Source organism: Bradyrhizobium sp. 44, assembly GCF_023073095.1.
Taxonomy (GTDB): Bacteria; Pseudomonadota; Alphaproteobacteria; order Rhizobiales; family Xanthobacteraceae; genus Bradyrhizobium.
On the sequence record NZ_JADPIY010000008.1, the window covers coordinates 575825 to 591121 of the forward strand.

The 15297-nt window shown below is 65.4% G+C and carries 16 protein-coding genes; 12 read left to right on the forward strand and 4 right to left on the reverse strand.

Annotated features, from left to right (window positions below; genetic code table 11):
• Positions 1 to 105: 105 nt before the first annotated feature.
• Positions 106 to 2187, forward strand: coding sequence for a methyl-accepting chemotaxis protein (locus IVB41_RS04680; protein ID WP_247357697.1), 2082 nt, complete (start codon positions 106 to 108; stop codon positions 2185 to 2187).
• A 123-nt stretch (positions 2188 to 2310) separates the two neighbouring features.
• Entirely contained in the window at positions 2311 to 3252 is a 942-nt protein-coding gene (locus tag IVB41_RS04685) for a dihydrodipicolinate synthase family protein (protein ID WP_247427219.1), read from the forward strand.
• 108 nt (positions 3253 to 3360) lie between these two features.
• Here IVB41_RS04685 and IVB41_RS04690 read toward each other — a convergent pair whose 3' ends face one another.
• Genes IVB41_RS04690 through IVB41_RS04700 form a run of 3 tightly spaced genes read right to left on the reverse strand, consistent with a single transcriptional unit; the run spans position 3361 to position 5939 of the window.
• Positions 3361 to 4059 carry a DUF1045 domain-containing protein gene (locus IVB41_RS04690; protein WP_027565757.1) on the reverse strand — a complete coding sequence of 233 codons (699 nt, stop codon included), beginning with the start codon at positions 4057 to 4059 and terminating at the stop codon, positions 3361 to 3363.
• Positions 4060 to 4077: 18 nt separating this feature from the next.
• Positions 4078 to 5271 (reverse strand): alpha-D-ribose 1-methylphosphonate 5-triphosphate diphosphatase, encoded by a 1194-nt coding sequence (locus IVB41_RS04695; RefSeq protein WP_247427222.1) that lies wholly within the window; start codon positions 5269 to 5271, stop codon positions 4078 to 4080.
• Positions 5268 to 5939: a chloramphenicol acetyltransferase gene (locus IVB41_RS04700; protein WP_247427245.1), complete on the reverse strand. Its 672-nt coding sequence runs from the start codon at positions 5937 to 5939 to the stop codon at positions 5268 to 5270. The genes IVB41_RS04695 and IVB41_RS04700 overlap by 4 nt, the downstream gene beginning before the upstream one ends.
• A 183-nt stretch (positions 5940 to 6122) precedes the next feature.
• Between IVB41_RS04700 and phnC the strand changes: the two genes are divergently transcribed.
• The 4 genes from phnC to phnE (IVB41_RS04720) all read left to right on the forward strand — a co-directional run bounded on the left by phnC (position 6123) and on the right by phnE (IVB41_RS04720) (position 9737).
• The gene (gene phnC, locus IVB41_RS04705) at positions 6123 to 6932 is read left to right on the forward strand and encodes a phosphonate ABC transporter ATP-binding protein (RefSeq protein WP_247427248.1); all 810 of its coding nucleotides are present in this window, start codon (positions 6123 to 6125) and stop codon (positions 6930 to 6932) included.
• A gap of 63 nt (positions 6933 to 6995) precedes the next feature.
• A complete protein-coding gene (gene phnD, locus IVB41_RS04710; protein WP_027565753.1) occupies positions 6996 to 7931 on the forward strand; it encodes a phosphonate ABC transporter substrate-binding protein in 936 nt (311 codons plus the stop codon).
• A gap of 76 nt (positions 7932 to 8007) precedes the next feature.
• Positions 8008 to 8892 carry a phosphonate ABC transporter, permease protein PhnE gene (phnE, locus tag IVB41_RS04715; protein WP_247427251.1) on the forward strand — a complete coding sequence of 295 codons (885 nt, stop codon included), beginning with the start codon at positions 8008 to 8010 and terminating at the stop codon, positions 8890 to 8892.
• Positions 8889 to 9737, forward strand: a complete 849-nt coding sequence (phnE, locus tag IVB41_RS04720; RefSeq protein ID WP_247427254.1) for a phosphonate ABC transporter, permease protein PhnE — start codon at positions 8889 to 8891, stop codon at positions 9735 to 9737. The genes phnE (IVB41_RS04715) and phnE (IVB41_RS04720) overlap by 4 nt, the downstream gene beginning before the upstream one ends.
• Before the next feature lie 99 nt (positions 9738 to 9836).
• Here the strand turns inward: phnE (IVB41_RS04720) and phnF are convergent, their stop codons facing one another.
• Positions 9837 to 10565, reverse strand: coding sequence for a phosphonate metabolism transcriptional regulator PhnF (gene phnF, locus IVB41_RS04725; RefSeq protein ID WP_247285655.1), 729 nt, complete (start codon positions 10563 to 10565; stop codon positions 9837 to 9839).
• Positions 10566 to 10683: 118 nt separating this feature from the next.
• On the opposite strand from phnF, the gene phnG reads away from it, so the two are divergent.
• From phnG to phnL, 6 genes are read left to right on the forward strand one after another with little or no spacing between them, the layout of a single operon-like run.
• Positions 10684 to 11148, forward strand: coding sequence for a phosphonate C-P lyase system protein PhnG (phnG, locus tag IVB41_RS04730; protein ID WP_247427257.1), 465 nt, complete (start codon positions 10684 to 10686; stop codon positions 11146 to 11148).
• A 4-nt stretch (positions 11149 to 11152) separates the two neighbouring features.
• Positions 11153 to 11761, forward strand: coding sequence for a phosphonate C-P lyase system protein PhnH (gene phnH / locus IVB41_RS04735; RefSeq protein WP_247407090.1), 609 nt, complete (start codon positions 11153 to 11155; stop codon positions 11759 to 11761).
• 2 nt (positions 11762 to 11763) lie between these two features.
• On the forward strand, positions 11764 to 12867 hold the full coding sequence (locus IVB41_RS04740) for a carbon-phosphorus lyase complex subunit PhnI (RefSeq protein ID WP_247427259.1): 1104 nt from the start codon (positions 11764 to 11766) through the stop codon (positions 12865 to 12867).
• Complete coding sequence (locus IVB41_RS04745; protein WP_247427264.1) at positions 12864 to 13760, forward strand: alpha-D-ribose 1-methylphosphonate 5-phosphate C-P-lyase PhnJ; 897 nt, start codon at positions 12864 to 12866, stop codon at positions 13758 to 13760. The genes IVB41_RS04740 and IVB41_RS04745 overlap by 4 nt, the downstream gene beginning before the upstream one ends.
• Positions 13753 to 14550: a phosphonate C-P lyase system protein PhnK gene (phnK, locus tag IVB41_RS04750; protein ID WP_247285660.1), complete on the forward strand. Its 798-nt coding sequence runs from the start codon at positions 13753 to 13755 to the stop codon at positions 14548 to 14550. The genes IVB41_RS04745 and phnK overlap by 8 nt, the downstream gene beginning before the upstream one ends.
• A 38-nt stretch (positions 14551 to 14588) precedes the next feature.
• Entirely contained in the window at positions 14589 to 15287 is a 699-nt protein-coding gene (gene phnL / locus IVB41_RS04755) for a phosphonate C-P lyase system protein PhnL (protein ID WP_247427268.1), read from the forward strand.
• Positions 15288 to 15297 lie beyond the last annotated feature (10 nt).

Here is a 15297-nt window from a genome sequence, read left to right on the forward strand (position 1 = left end):
CTGAGGCTCGTCGGGCCGGAACTTCAAGCCCATTCGATTAAAACCTTAACGGAACATTGGCATGTCGCGGGCAAGGTGGCGCTCGAAAGAATAGGCCCCGACACCATGGCGATGTTTAAGAAATCGGTAAGTTCGCTCCTCCTGACCTTGATGGCCCTGCTGGCCGCGGGTGCGCTGGCCTCCACGGCGATCCAGATGGTCGGGGCGTTCGGCCGCTATAGCGACAGCCTCGAGACCGCGCGGCTTGCCGCGGCCGACAAGGCGATCTTCCATGGCGTGCTGGCGCTGCGCAACAATCGCGGCGACGCTCAGAGCGCGATTCTCGGCGAGGATGATCCGCGAGCAAAACTAGAGGCGGCGGAGAAGGCCGAGCAGGGCGGCTATGACGCGATCGGAGCCGCGCTTGCCACCGTCGACTTCGCCCGCCGCGACGAACTCGCCGGCACATTGAAGCAGGGCTGGAGCGCCGCGGCGCCGCAATTCCAGCTGTTCTACGACGAGGCCAAGCGTCCGCGTGCCGAGCGCAAGATCGAGCGCACCAACTCCTGGTATGACGCCGTCACTAAGGTGATCGACACGGCCAACCTCGCCTCCACCGCGGTGTCGAACCGTGCCTGGATGGACGACCCCTTCATCGCACGCATGATCCAGGTCCGGCGCTTCGCCTGGCAGGTGCGCGATCGCTATGGAATCCATTGCTCGTCGCTGCGCTCCAACGTCAACGGCAGCAAGCCGCTCGACGACGTTCAGAAGCGGTCAGTGGCGCAATGGGATGGCACGATCACCTCCGGCTGGGCGGGCATGGCCGAGTTGCTGGCTGCGCCGGGCGTAGCGGCGGAGCTGGTGACGGCAGCGACGGACGCGAAGGCCAAGACCGACGGTGCCCTCAAGCAGATCGGCGACCTCACCAAGAATTTCGACGGCAGCGGCAAGCCCGCGATGCCCGCCGCGGAATGGAATACGCTGTGTCAGTCACCCTTCGCGTCCATCGTCGCGGTGGCGAACAAGGCGCTCGACCAGTCGATCGTCCGGGCGGAGACGGTGCAGGCTAGGGCGCTCACCAATCTCGTCGTGCAGTCGCTCGCGTTCCTGCTCGCGCTCGCCGTGACCCTGGCCGGCGTGTACGTGATCCGCAACCGCCTCATGCGCCCGGTGCGTGCCATCCTGGATGCCATCGCCAAGATCAGCGCCCGCGACTACGCGACACCCGTCCCGCAATCCAGGTATCCCGACGAGTTCGGCACCATGGCCGCCGCGCTCGAAAGCTTGCGCGAGAGCGCGGCGACCGCGGAACGCCTGGGCCGGGAACGCGAATCGCAGCAGGCGCTGCAGCTCGCCCGCTCCGGTACCGTCGATGCGGCTTGCCGCAGTTTCGACGACACCGTGCAAGCCGTCATTCACAGCGTTGCGGCGTCGACGAAGGAGCTCGATGCCACCGCGACCGACGTGCGCTCGCTGGTGTCAGAATCGAGCAGCCAGACCGCGGCGGTCTCGTCCTCCGCCGAACAGGCCACCAACAATCTCGAGACCATCGCGGCCGCAACCGAAGAACTCTCCGCATCCGTCGGCGAGATCTCCGCGCAGGTGCAGGCCAGCGCACGCGAGGCCCGTGAAGCCGTGTCGCAGGCAGCGCAGACCAATGCGACGGTCGAGATCCTCGATCAGACCGCTGGCCGCATCGGCGAGGTCGTGAAGATGATCAACGCCATCGCAGGACAGACCAATCTGCTGGCGTTGAACGCCACCATCGAAGCCGCGCGCGCGGGCGAGGCCGGCCGCGGCTTCGCCGTGGTCGCCGGCGAGGTCAAGAGCCTCGCCTCGCAGACGGCGACGGCGACGGAAGAGATCTCCCGCCAGGTCGCGGAGATCCAGGGCGCGACCGGCCAGGCGGTCACCGCCATCCGCGCGATCGGCGGCGCGATCAGCGGCATCGACGAGAAGATGACGGCGATCGCGGCAGCGGTCGAACAGCAGCGCGCTGCCACCACCGAGATCTCCCGCAACTTCCAGCAGGCCGCGCAGGGAACCCGCGAGGTCACCGACACCATCGGCAGCGTCGCCAGGCTCAACCAGGAAACGGGCAATGCCGGTTCGGTGCTGTCGGTGTCCGTGTCGAAAATGTCCGCCGACGCCGATCGTCTCCGCGTGGCGGTCGAGGGCTTTTTGGGCGCGGTGAGGACCGCATAACTTCGACAATCTTCCCTCCCTACGTCGCGCGATCGGCATTGCCGCAGATGCGCGCGGCGGGTACATCTGTGACGCTCGCGAGCGCCGCGGCAGATGTAAGAGATATCAGGGATGGAGAGTTCGATGCCGGTCACGCCCCAACACAAGGCCCAGCGCCCCTATCGCGGCGTGTTCCCGGTCGCACCCACCATCTTCGACGAGCGCGGCGAGCTCGACCTCGATGGACAGCGCCGCTGCATCGATTTCATGATCGACGCAGGCTCGAATGGTCTATGCATTCTCGCCAATTTTTCCGAGCAGTTCGTGCTCACCGATGCCGAGCGCGAGACCGTGATGCATGCGGTGCTGGAGCACGTCGCGGGCCGCGTTCCCGTGATCGTCACGACCACGCATTTCAGCTCGGCCGTCTGCGCCGCGCGCAGCCAGCAGGCCGAGGCGGCCGGTGCCGCCATGGTCATGGTCATGCCGCCCTATCACGGCGCCACCTTCCGCGTGCCCGAGAAAGGCGTCGTCGAATTCTTCAAGGTGCTGTCGGGCGCGATCAAAATTCCGATCATGATCCAGGATGCGCCTGTCGCCGGCACGCCGCTGTCGGTAGAGCTGCTCGCGCGGCTGGCGCGTGATTTCTCCAACATCCGCTATTTCAAGATCGAGGTTCCAGGCGCTGCGTCAAAGCTGCGCAGCCTGATCGACGCCGGCGGCAGCGATATCGAGGGGCCCTGGGATGGCGAGGAGGCGATCACGCTGCTCGCCGATCTCGACGCCGGCGCAACTGGCGCGATGACCGGCGGCGGCTATCCCGACGGCATCCGCCAGATCGTCGATCCCTATTTCGCCGGCAAGCGTGAAGAGGCCAAAGCCGCCTACGAACGTTGGCTGCCGCTGATCAACTACGAAAACCGCCAATGCGGCCTGATCGCCTGCAAGGCGATGATGCAGGCCGGCGGCGTGATCAAGTCGGACACGGTGCGGCATCCGCTGCAGCCGTTGCACCCGGCGACGCGGGCCGGGCTGCTGGAGCTCGCGAAGGAGCGCGATGCGCTGGCGTTGCGGTGGGGGAAGTAACTCACTCATCGTCGTTGCGAGGAGCGAAGCGACGAAGCAAGCCAGGCTATTTCCGCGGACGCAGTCTGGATTGCTTCGCTGCGCTCGCAATGACGGAGCTTGAGGAAGCTATCTCGCCAACGCCCACTCGCCTACAATGCGAAACCTTGCTCCCGCATCATCCTGCTTGAATAATGCAATGCGATCGATCGCCAGCGCATCAAGCCGGAGCGCCGCGAACCGCGCGCGCAGCGTCTCCAGAATTGGCCTGCGGCGCTCCGCGTCCAGCCGCCCCGTCAACGTCATGTGGAAGCGGAATTCCTCCATCACGTAGGGGTAGCCCCAGCGGTCGAGATAGTCGCGCTGCCGCTCGCTGAGCTTCTCGGGCTTGCGCCGCGCGCGATCTTCCGCCGTCAGGGCGGTGCGAAAGCCATCGAACGCGCGGACGCAATCGGCGGCGAACTCTTGGAGCGCATCGACCGGCTCGGCCGGAATGACCGCGATGAAGCCGCTGATGGCATCGACAATCGGGCGGATCACCGGGATCGACCGCGCCTCGCCAGCGAAGGCCACGCAGGCCGCCAAAAGCTCCGCCTCCGTCCTGCCCGGCGCCAGCGCCATCGGCGCCTTCAGTGTGCCGTGAAAACCGTATTTGCGAGGATCGGCGGTGATGTCGCGCCAGTCCGGCGCGAGATGCGATGCGTCGGCGGGAAAGGGCAGCTCGTTGCCGGTATAGACATCGTAACCGAGCAGCTCCGCGCCGAAGCGGGAGAGGGCGCTGTCGCTGCCTGCGGCAAAATAGATCGCGTAGCGGGGGAAACTTGTCATCGTCCGAGCATAGCGGGTTTATGCCGCGACGACAGCTTCGCGCGGGGTAGCTGCCATGCCAAGCAACCGCGCCGCGTCGGTGAGATGCACGAGCTTGCCGCCCGATATCACGGCGATCAGCCGCGGCCGCAGCGGCACGCTGTCGTCGACCAGCAGAATGTCCGCGCGTCGGCCTTCCGCGAGCACGCCGCGATCGGCAAGGCCGGTCGCGCGCGCCGGCGCGGCGGAGACCAGGTTCCAGGCTTCGGTCAGCGGCAGCACGCCATCGGCGGCGAGGCGGAACGCAGCGAGCAGCTGCGCGGGATAGTAATAGTCCGAGGCCAGCACGGAGCAGAGCCCCTTGGCGATCATGTCGGATGCTTTGGTCCAGCCCGTGTGGCTGCCGCCGCGCACGACGTTCGGTGCGCCGTAGACGATGTCGTCGCCGTGGCTTGCCGCCGCCCGCGCCGTCTCCTCGTTGATCGGAAACTCCGCGATCGCCACGCCCATGGCGCGAAAGCCGTCGCGCATCGCCAGTGTCGCATCGTCATGCGAGAGCATCCGCACCCCGGCGGCGCGGGCAGTCGCAGCAAGCCGCGACATGGAAGCCGGGACCTCGCTGGCGCGCGAAAGCACGTGTCGGACCAGCCGATCGAATTCCTCGCTCGACAGGCCGGTGCGCTCCACCATGCGGTTGCGCTTGCGGGGCTTGGCCATGTCCCCAACCGTGCCGTCCATGTGGTCGTTGAAGGCGAACAGGTCGACGCGGCCATCGCTGAGCCACTGGCTGATCTCGGTTTCGGCGTCGAGATTATAGGTCTCGTGGCGCAGGTGAAAGCGGGTGTCGGCCGCGAATTGCGGGCGCTGCCGTTCGATCGCCTCCATCAGGCCGCGCGCATTGTCGGCGCTGCGCAGGCCCGGCTCCCACGAACAGGTCGTGGCGTGAAACACCGTGGTGATACCGTTGCCGATCGCTTGGCGGTCGCTATCGGCGAGCGCCACGTCGATCGGAAAATCGACCCCGGCGCGCGGCATCATCTGCCGCTCGAAGGCATCGCCATGCAGATCGACGATGCCAGGCAGGACCAGCAGGTCGCGCGCGTCGATCGCAAGCCGCGCCCGGCCGCGAGAGGCATCGATCTCTGCGATGTCCGTTCCGGACAGGGCAAGAGAAGTTTCGACGAGCTCGGAGCCGATCAGGGTTCGGCCGCCCTCAAGGAAAATGTCTGTCACGCGACTGCGCTTGGTTTGCTGCTAACAGAATTGTTGAGAGAACTTGCTCGTGCTTCGTATGTCGAGAGAAAATCTTCAATCCCGAGCTTGCGGAAGTCGGGCAATGCTGCACGCAATTTGTCGTGATCCCAATCCCACCAGGCGAGGCTGGCGAGCCGTCCGGCAACCTCTTCCGAGAACCGCCGGCGCACGATGCGCGCCGGATTGCCGGCGACGATGGTGTAGGCCGGCACGTCCTTGGTGACGATGGCGCCGGCCGCGATCACCGCGCCGGTGCCGATGTTGCGGCCCGGCAGCACGATCGCGCCATGGCCGATCCAGACGTCATGCCCGATATGGACGTGATGCTGGCGCCGCCAGCCGAAGAATTCCGTGTCGTCGCTCTGGCCTTCGAAATAGGCGCCCGAACGATAGGTGAAGTGCGCCTGCGTGGCGCGGTGCATCGGGTGGTTGCCCGGATTGATCCGGGTCACCGCCGCGATCGAGCAGAATTTTCCGATGGTGGTGTAGGTGATCTGGGCGTCGTTCACGACATAGGAGTAATCGCCCATCGTCACCTCGTGCAGCAGCGTGCGGGCGCCAACCTCGGTGTAGGCCCCGAGCCTGGTTTCGTGCAGCTTCGCCGAGGGATCGATGGTCGGCTGGACCGAAAGAGCTTTGGCGGCCATGTTGCATCCGAACGAGAGGGCGGGCGTTTCTCTTCGAGCGGCTTGATGACAATGTCATGACGACGCGATGACAGGGGATGAACAGGGGATGAGGTGTGTAGGATCGCCGCACCGCAACGTCCGTGTCACACAAGTGTCAAGCGCCGGCGTTAGCGGTGGGTCCCAGCTACTCTGGAGCCCTGCATGCTGGTGGTTGAAGGTCTGACGTGTCGCTTCGGCGTGAAAGCCGCGGTGGACGACGCCTCGTTTCAAGTCTCTCCCGGCGGCTTCGTCGGCGTGATCGGACGGTCCGGCGCCGGCAAGTCGACCCTGCTGCGGACCATCAACCGTCTCGCGGCCCCTTCGCAGGGCCGCATCCTGTTCGACGGCCTCGACGTCACGGCGCTGCGCGGCAAGGAGCTGCGGCAGTGGCGGGCGCGCTCGGCGATGATCTTTCAGCAGTTCAATCTGGTCGGCCGGCTCGATGTTCTCACCAACGTCCTGATGGGACGGCTTGCGACGATGCCGGCCTGGCGCTCGCTGTCGCAGACCTGGCCCGAGCAGGACAAGGCGCTGGCGATGTCCGCGCTTGAGCAGTTCGACATCGCCCCGCTAGCAGCCCAGCGCGCCGACCAACTCTCCGGCGGCCAGCAGCAGCGCGTCGCGATCGCCCGCGCGCTGGTGCAGCAGCCCGACATCATCCTCGCCGACGAGCCGATCGCTTCGCTCGATCCGCGCAACACCAAGATCGTCATGGACGCGCTTTTGCGCATCAACAAGCATTTTGGCATCACCGTGCTCTGCAATCTGCATTCGCTCGACCTGGCTCGCAGCTATTGCGACCGCCTGATCGGCATGGCGCAGGGACGCGTGGTGTTCGACGGCGCACCGGCTGAGTTGACCGAGCACGTTGCGCGCGAGCTCTACGATCTCGAAGCCGCCGATGTCATGGGCGGCACGCCCGCACCGGTGCGACAGGGCATTCCGGTGCTTGGAACGGCGGCCGCCGCCTGAGCGGCGCCGCATCAGGACCCACCAGTTTTGCGTCAACCGACCTCAACCAATGAAGAGGCTATCATGATCACTCGCAGATTGATTCTTGCCGGCGCCGCCGCGCTCGCGTTCACGACCTCGGCTTCCGCCGAGGACTGGAAAGCTAGATATCCCGAACTGACCTTCGCGGTCATTCCGGCGGAAAACGCCTCGGGCGTCACCGAGCGCTGGGCGCCGTTCATGAACTATCTCTCCAAGGAATTGGGCGTGAAAGTCACGCTGCGCATCGCCAACGACTACGCGGCCGTCATCGAAGGTCAGCGTGCCGGCAACATTCACATCGCAAGCTATGGCTCAGCGTCGTTTGCCCGCGCCCGCCTGACCGGCGTCAAGACCGACGCCTTCGCCAACGACATCAACTCCGACGGCTCCACCGGCTATTACTCGGTGTTCTTCGTCAAGGCGAGCAGCCCCTACAAGAGCATCGACCAGCTCAAGGGCAAGAACCTCGGCCTGGTCGACCCGAACTCAACCTCCGGCAACAACGTGCCGCGTTTCGAGCTCGACAAAATGGGCATCGCGGACGCCGACACCTATTTCAGCAAGGTCGTCTTCACCGGCAGCCACGAGAACGCGATCCTGGCACTGGCGCAGGGCACGGTCGACGTCGCGGCCAACCAGTGGACCAGCGACGACGATTCGACGCTGGCGCAGATGCTGACCAAGGGCATGCTGAAGAATGCAGATGGCTCGGCGATGAAGAAAGATGATTTCCGCATCATCCACAAGTCGGCGCCAATCATCAACGGCCCCTATGCCTACAATTCTGACCTGCCGGAAGAGGCCAAGGCCGCCATCGCCAAGGCGTTCTTCGACGCGCCGGCCAAGGACAAGGCTGCCTTCGACCGCCTCCAGGACGGCCAGAAGAAAGGTTTTCATCCCGCGACCACCAAGGATTGGGATGGCACGATCGAGCTGATCAAGTTCGTCGATGCACTGCGTAAGAAGAAGGCGTCCTGAGTTTCGGGACGATGCCACTGGAGCCGGGTCGATGGACCCGGCTCTTTCTCTTTGATCGACCACCTTTCCTGATCAGATGACCGTCGCGGTTTCGATCCTTCCCGAGCAGCAGCTCGCCGTGCGCAACGCCGCCTATCGCCAGGCGGTCGCGCGCAAGCGGCTCCGACTCCTGTTCGGAACCGTGGTGTTTGCCGCCGCACTGCTGCTCGCCGCGATCGGCGCGGAAGTGAATTTGCGGACGCTGTTCACCCATTACGGCAACTTCATCAGCTATTTCGACCGCATCCTCACACTCGACAGCGGACAGCGGGTCTGGACCGATGTCGGCGAGTGGCTCTGGGGCTGGCGCAAATGGCTGAGGATGCTGGGCGAGACCCTGCTGATCTCCTATGTCGGCACGTTGATCGGCGCGACTTTTGCCTTCTGCCTGAACTTCTTCGCGGCTGAAAACACCTCGCCTGCGCCCTGGCTGCGGTTCGCGGTGCGGCGCCTGCTTGAATTCGCCCGCACGGTGCCCGGCATCGTGTTTGCGCTGATCTTCGTGATCGCCTTCGGGCTCGGACCGATGGCGGGCGTACTGGCCATTGCGATTCACTCCACCGGCGCGCTCGGAAAGCTGTTCTCCGAGATCGTCGAGAACGCCGACATGAAGCCGGTCGAAGGTGTCCGCTCGACCGGTGCGAGCTGGCTCTCCTGCATGCGCTTCGCCATCCTGCCGCAGGTCACGGCGGGCTATGCCAGCTACGCGCTGCTGCGTTTCGAGATCAACGTCCGCGAGGCCTCCGTGATGGGCTTCGTTGGCGCCGGCGGCATCGGCCAGGAGCTGGTCGTCGCCATCCGCAAGTTCTACTACTCCGACGTCAGCGCCATCCTGCTCACCATCATCGTCACGGTCTTCATCATCGACATCAGCACCGGCTGGCTGCGCGGCCGTCTGTTCGGCAAGGAGGCGCGAACGTGACGGGGCCGCAGGAGATCGACACCGCCGCGCTTCGCGCGCGCTACCCCGATGTGTTCGACCGGCCGGCCTCGGCGCGGCTCGCCATCCCGACGATGATCGTCGCGGCGCTCGCGATCCTGATTTATGGTCTCGTCGATCTCGACTTCTCGCCCTCGCGCTTCGTCGCCGGCCTCAGCCAGCTCGGCTGGATCAGCCTGATGATGATTCCGCCGGATCCCGGCTCGTCGCTGCCGATCTATCTGAAGGCGCTGGGCGAGACGCTGTCGATCGCGCTGCTCGGCACGACGCTGGCTGCGGTGTTCGCGCTGCCGATCAGTCTTCTTGCCGCGCGTAACGTGGTGCCGTCGAGCATTTTGCGCTTCCCGATTCGACGTTTCCTGGATTCGATCCGCGGCATCGACACGCTGATCTGGGCGCTGGTGTGGATCAACGTGGTCGGGCTCGGCCCGTTTGCCGGCGTGCTCGCCATTGCCGTGTCCGATTTCGGCGCCTTTGGAAAGCTGTTCTCGGAGGCGATCGAGGGCGCGGACCAGAAGCAGGTCGAGGGCATCCGCGCCTCCGGCGGCAGTGCGCTGCACGAGATCCGCTTCGGTCTGCTGCCGCAGGTCCTGCCCGTGATCGCCGGCCAGGTGCTCTATTTCATCGAGTCGAACACGCGTTCGGCTACCATCATCGGCATCGTCGGTGCCGGCGGTATCGGCCTCCAGCTCGCCGAGCAGATCCGCGTGCTGGAATGGCAGAAGGTGTCGTTCCTGATCCTGATGATCCTGGTCGCGGTCGCCGCGATCGATTTCGTCTCGGGAAAACTGCGCTTCGCGATTATTGGGCGAAGGGCGGTGGCCTGATCACCGATTTCGTAGGGTGGGTAAAGCGCAGCGTGCCCACCAGTTCAATCGCAGCACTGGATGGATGGTGGGCACGGCGCAAGTGCGCCTTTGCCCACCCTACGACTCCACCAGAAATTCCACCCGCTCCGCCGCAAAGCGCGAATGCTTGGTGACCAGCGGCTTGCCGTCGAGATCGTGATCGGTGGCGTCGACCACCAGGATCGGCCGTCCCAGCGCCAGATCGAGCCGTGCGGCGTCGGTTGCGTCAACGATGCCGGCGGTGATCCGGGTCGCGCCGCGGCGATAGTCGCGGACGCCGTAATGCTCGAGCAATTTCGTCATCGAGCGGGTCGCGGCAAAGACGTCGCCCGCACCCGGAAACAGCTGCGCCGACAGCCACGTCGTGGAGACGCAGATCGGCGTGCGGTCGGCGAGGCGCATCGCCTCGATCCGCACCAGCGGTGCACCGGTCTTGAGGCCGAGTTCCCGCGCGAGTTCGCGGGTCGCGACATCATCGGACGCCTCGATCAACCGGCCATGCGGTTCGCGGCCGTCCGCGCCGACGATCTCGGAGAAACGGGTCCGCGAGCGCAGCGGATAGGCGAGCTTCTGCGCCTCGACGTAGGTTCCGCTGCCGCGTTCGGCCCGCACGATGCCGCGCTCCGCAAGCGCGGCCAGCGCGCGCCGCACGGTGTGGCGGTTGACGCGATAGGTTTCGGCGATCTCCACCTCGCCCGGCAGCTTGTCGCCGGCCGCAAAGCGGCCGTCGGCGATGCCGCGCTCGATGCCGTCGGCAACGAGGCGCCACAATGCGACGCCGGAGGAAGCTGTGTCCTGCATGCTCATGTGGCCGGGAAGCTACTCCAGAAATCACGCCCTTGTCACCAAACAGTCATGGCGCTCCGCTATCAAGTTGTCTAGTATCATAGACAACTTGGATTCGGCAAGTTCTGCAGAAAAGTCGGTGGATGTGGTGACCCAGCACAACAATCAGCAAGCCCAGCGCAAGGCCGCAATGGCCGTGCTGGCGCACGCGGAGGCGGGCGAGATCGCCGCTCGCCTCCGCGCTCTCGCTTTGCCGGCGCATCAGGATCTGCGCGCGCCGGAAAACGGCCTCGTCATGCTGCGCGGCCGGGTCGGCGGCGACGGCGCGCCGTTCAACCTCGGCGAAGCCACCGTGTCGCGCGCCGCGGTGCGGCTTGCGAGCGGCGAGGTCGGCTTCGGTTACACGCTCGGTCGCGACGGCGAGAAGGCGCGGCTGATCGCGCTGTGCGATGCGCTGGTGCAGTCCAGCGATTTCGGCGGCGCGGTGGAGCGGGACATTATCGCGCCGTTGCGTGAGCAGCTGATGGCCAAGCGCAAACAGGTGGCGGCCGAGACCGCCGCGACGAAGGTTGATTTCTACACCATGGTGCGCGGTGAGGGGTGAGATCATGACCACGATTGCGGAACTGCCGCCGGGGTTCGCCGACAAGGTGCTGTCGGCGCAATCGACCTTTCGCTCGGTCATGGACGCGATGGCGCGGCCGGGATCGGTCCAGCGCATCGTGCCGACATCAGGAGCGCCTCAAACGATGATGCGCGGCACGGCCGCGATCGCGCTGACGCTGTTCGACCACGACACGCCGCTCTGGCTCGATGCGCGCATGTCGGAAAGCACCGACGTGACAAAATGGCTGAAGTTCCACACCGGCGCACCGGTGGTGCAGGATCCCTCGATCGCCAGCTTCGCGCTGATCGGCGACGGCGGAGTGCTGTCTTCGCTCGAGCGCTTCGCGCTCGGCACTAGCGAATATCCGGATCGCTCGACCACATTGATCTTCCAGGTCGATAGCCTTGACACCGGACGCAGCTTCGAGCTGCGCGGTCCCGGCATCGACGGCGTCGCCACGCTCCAGGCGTCGATCAAGCCGTTCGACCTGTTCGAGCGTCTGCGCGTCAACGAAACGCTGTTTCCGCGCGGCATCGATGTGGTGCTGGTCGCCGACGATGCCGTGGTTGCGATCCCGCGCACCACGCGCGTCGTGAATAAGGGAAGCTAAGCATGTATGTCGCAGTCAAAGGCGGCGAACGCGCCATCGAGAACGCCCATCGCCTGCTCGCCAGTGCGCGACGCGGCGATCAAAGCGTGCCGGAAATCACGCTCGACCAGATCTCGGAGCAGCTTGGTCTCGCCGTGGACCGCGTCATGAGCGAAGGCTCGCTCTATGACCGCGAGCTCGCGGCGCTCGCCATCAAGCAGGCGCGCGGCGATCTGATCGAGGCGATCTTCCTGGTCCGTGCCTTCCGCGCCACGCTGCCGCGCTTCGGCGCCAGCGAGCCGGTCGAGACCGGCGCGATGCGGGTGCAGCGGCGGGTGTCCTCGACCTTCAAGGACATTCCCGGCGGCCAGATTCTCGGGCCGACCTTCGACTATACCCACCGTCTGCTCGATCCCTCGCTCGCCGAAGGCTTCGTGCCGGAAGCGCCGGCGACGGCCGAAGCATCGACAGTGCCCACCCCGCGGGTGACGGATATCCTCGGCCGCGACGGGCTGATCGAATCCTCGCCGCAGGCGGAAGAGGGCGCCAGCGTCGGCGACCTCACCCGCGAGCCGCTGAACTTTCCGGCGGATCGTGACCTGCGCCTGCAAAATCTCGCGCGTGGCGACGAAGGGTTCTTGCTGGCGATGGGCTATTCCACCCAGCGCGGCTACGGCCGCAACCATCCCTTCGCCGGCGAGATTCGCTTCGGCGAGGTCGATGTCGAATTTTCGGCGGAAGACGCCGGCTTCGCCGTTCCGCTCGGCTCGATCGAGCTCACCGAGTGTCAGATGGTCAACCAGTTCAAGGGCTCCGCGACCGAAGCGCCGTGCTTCACCCGCGGTTATGGCCTCGCCTTCGGCCAGAGCGAACGCAAGACCATGTCGATGGCGCTGGTCGACCGCGCGTTGCGTGCGCGCGAGCTTGGCGAAGAGGCACTCGCCCCTGCGCAAGACGAAGAATTCGTGATGTCGCATTCGGACAACGTCCAGGCGACCGGCTTCGTCGAGCATCTGAAGCTGCCGCATTATGTCGACTTCCAGTCCGAGCTCGGCCTGTTGCGCAAGCTGCGCAAGGAATTCACTGAAGCCAATGCGCCCGACGCCATGAAGGAGGCCGCGGAATGAACGCGCCCGCCTACAATTTCGCCTATCTCGACGAACAGACCAAACGGATGATCCGCCGCGCAATCCTCAAGGCGATCGCGATCCCCGGCTATCAGGTGCCGTTCGCCAGCCGTGAAATGCCGATGCCCTACGGCTGGGGCACCGGCGGCGTCCAGGTCACCGCGGCGATCCTCGGGCCCGAGGACGTGCTGAAGGTGATCGACCAGGGCTCCGACGACACCACCAACGCGATCTCGATCCGCAAATTCTTCGCCAAGACCGCCGGCGTCGCCACGACGACCGCGACTGAAGATGCGACCGTGATCCAGACCCGTCACCGCATCCCGGAGACGGCGCTGCACGCAAATCAGGTGCTGGTCTATCAGGTGCCGATCCCGGAGCCGCTGCGTTTCCTCGAGCCGCGGGAGACCGAGACGCGGCGCATGCATGCGCTCGCCGAATACGGCCTGATGCATGTCAAGCTCTATGAGGACATCGCCCGCTTCGGCCATATCGCGACGGCTTACGCCTATCCGGTGAAGGTCAATGCGCGCTATGTGATGGACCCGTCGCCGACGCCGAAATTCGACAATCCCAAGATGGACAATTGCCCGGCGCTGCAACTGTTCGGCGCCGGCCGCGAGAAACGCATCTATGCGATCCCGCCCTATACGCAAGTCGTGTCGCTCGACTTCGAGGACCATCCCTTCGAGCCGTATCGCTTCAACGCGCCTTGCGCGCTATGCGCCGCGGAAAATTCCTATCTCGACGAGATCGTCACCGACGACAAGGGCGGTCGCATGTTCGTCTGCTCCGACACCGATTATTGCGAGGGCCGCCAGGCCGCCGGCCATCACGGCAGCCTCAGCGCCGCGCCGTACAAGGACAAGGCGCAGGAGGCATCGAATGGCTGATCAAGACATGCTCGAGAACGACGAGCCGCTGCTGGTCGCAAAATCCCTCAGCAAGTCCTATGGCCGCATCGCGGCATGCCGCGACGTGTCCTTTGCGCTCTATCCCGGCGAAGTGCTGGCCATCGTCGGCGAATCCGGCTCGGGCAAATCGACGCTGCTGCAGCTCCTGTCCGGTCAGCTCGCGGCCAGCGGTGGGCACGTCTCCTATCGGATGCGCGACGGCGTCATTCGCGATCTCGCCACGCTGGGCGAGGCCGAGCGGCGCTTCCTGTTCCGCACCGATTGGGGTTTCGTTCATCAGGATCCCGCGCAGGGGCTGCGCATGGCGGTCTCGGCCGGCGCCAATGTCGGCGAACGGCTGATGGCGGTGGGCTGGAATCATTACGGCCGCATTCGCGATACCGCGTCGGACTGGCTGACCCGCGTCGAGATCGACATCGCACGCATCGACGATGCGCCGCGGACCTATTCCGGCGGCATGCGCCAGCGTCTCCAGATCGCCCGCAACCTCGTCACCGAGCCGCGGCTGGTGTTCATGGACGAGCCGACCGGCGGACTTGATGTTTCGGTGCAGGCGCGCCTGCTCGATCTCGTGCGCAGCCTCGTCGCCGAGCTGCACCTCGCGGTCATCATCGTCACCCATGATCTCGCGGTCGCGCGCCTGCTGTCGCACCGCGTGATGGTGATGAAGGGCGGCCGCGTGATCGAGACCGGCCTCACCGACCAGGTGCTCGACGATCCCCGCGAGCCCTATACCCAGCTGCTCGTCTCCTCGATTCTGCCGCCATGAGGCTTCAACGCCATGAGCCTTGCAACAAGAGTTTTCCAATGACCGCCATGATCGACATCGCCGACGCCAACAAGACCTTCACGATGCACCTGCAAGGCGGCATCGAATTGCCCGTGGTCAGCGGCGTGACGTTCCACGTCGATCCCGGCGAATGCGTCGTGCTGTCGGGGCCATCAGGCGCCGGAAAATCGTCGATCCTGAAGATGATATTCGGCAACTATCGCTGCGACTCCGGCCGCATCGGCATCCGCCATCGTGGCGAGGTGATCGATCTCGCCACCGCCGAGCCGCGGCAGGTCCTCAACATCCGCCGCGCGACCATCGGCTATGTCAGCCAGTTCCTTCGCGCGGTGCCGCGGGTTGCGACCGTCGACGTCGTCGCGGAGCCGCTGATCGTCAACGGCCTGGCGCGCGCGGAGGCGCAGGCCCGTGCCGGCGAATTGTTGCATCGTCTCAACATCCCCGAGCGACTCTGGCAGCTGCCGCCCGCGACCTTCTCCGGCGGCGAGCAGCAGCGCGTCAACATCGCGCGCGGCTTCATCTCGGACCTGCCGATCCTGCTGCTCGACGAGCCCACTGCCTCGCTCGACGCAGCCAACCGCGCCGTCGTGGTCGGGCTGGTCGCCGAAAAGAAGCGCCAGGGCGTCGCCATGGTCGCCATTGTCCATGACGACGAAATCCGTCATCAGATTGCCGACCGCATCGTCGACGTCACCAGCTTCGCCGCCGCGGCCTGAAGGAAATGGA

What these genes read in the sequence shown, in the direction of transcription:
- phnD (WP_027565753.1), top strand. Translation starts at nt 6,996, where the DNA reads ATGATCACTCGCAGATTGATTCTTGCCGGCGCCGCCGCGCTCGCGTTC.
- IVB41_RS04685 (WP_247427219.1), top strand. Translation starts at nt 2,311, where the DNA reads ATGCCGGTCACGCCCCAACACAAGGCCCAGCGCCCCTATCGCGGCGTG.
- IVB41_RS04680 (WP_247357697.1), top strand. Translation starts at nt 106, where the DNA reads ATGGCGATGTTTAAGAAATCGGTAAGTTCGCTCCTCCTGACCTTGATG.
- phnH (WP_247407090.1), top strand. Translation starts at nt 11,153, where the DNA reads ATGACCACGATTGCGGAACTGCCGCCGGGGTTCGCCGACAAGGTGCTG.
- phnE (WP_247427251.1), top strand. Translation starts at nt 8,008, where the DNA reads ATGACCGTCGCGGTTTCGATCCTTCCCGAGCAGCAGCTCGCCGTGCGC.
- IVB41_RS04745 (WP_247427264.1), top strand. Translation starts at nt 12,864, where the DNA reads ATGAACGCGCCCGCCTACAATTTCGCCTATCTCGACGAACAGACCAAA.
- IVB41_RS04690 (WP_027565757.1), bottom strand. Translation starts at nt 4,059, where the DNA reads ATGACAAGTTTCCCCCGCTACGCGATCTATTTTGCCGCAGGCAGCGAC.
- phnL (WP_247427268.1), top strand. Translation starts at nt 14,589, where the DNA reads ATGACCGCCATGATCGACATCGCCGACGCCAACAAGACCTTCACGATG.
- IVB41_RS04700 (WP_247427245.1), bottom strand. Translation starts at nt 5,939, where the DNA reads ATGGCCGCCAAAGCTCTTTCGGTCCAGCCGACCATCGATCCCTCGGCG.
- phnC (WP_247427248.1), top strand. Translation starts at nt 6,123, where the DNA reads ATGCTGGTGGTTGAAGGTCTGACGTGTCGCTTCGGCGTGAAAGCCGCG.
- phnK (WP_247285660.1), top strand. Translation starts at nt 13,753, where the DNA reads ATGGCTGATCAAGACATGCTCGAGAACGACGAGCCGCTGCTGGTCGCA.
- phnF (WP_247285655.1), bottom strand. Translation starts at nt 10,565, where the DNA reads ATGAGCATGCAGGACACAGCTTCCTCCGGCGTCGCATTGTGGCGCCTC.
- IVB41_RS04740 (WP_247427259.1), top strand. Translation starts at nt 11,764, where the DNA reads ATGTATGTCGCAGTCAAAGGCGGCGAACGCGCCATCGAGAACGCCCAT.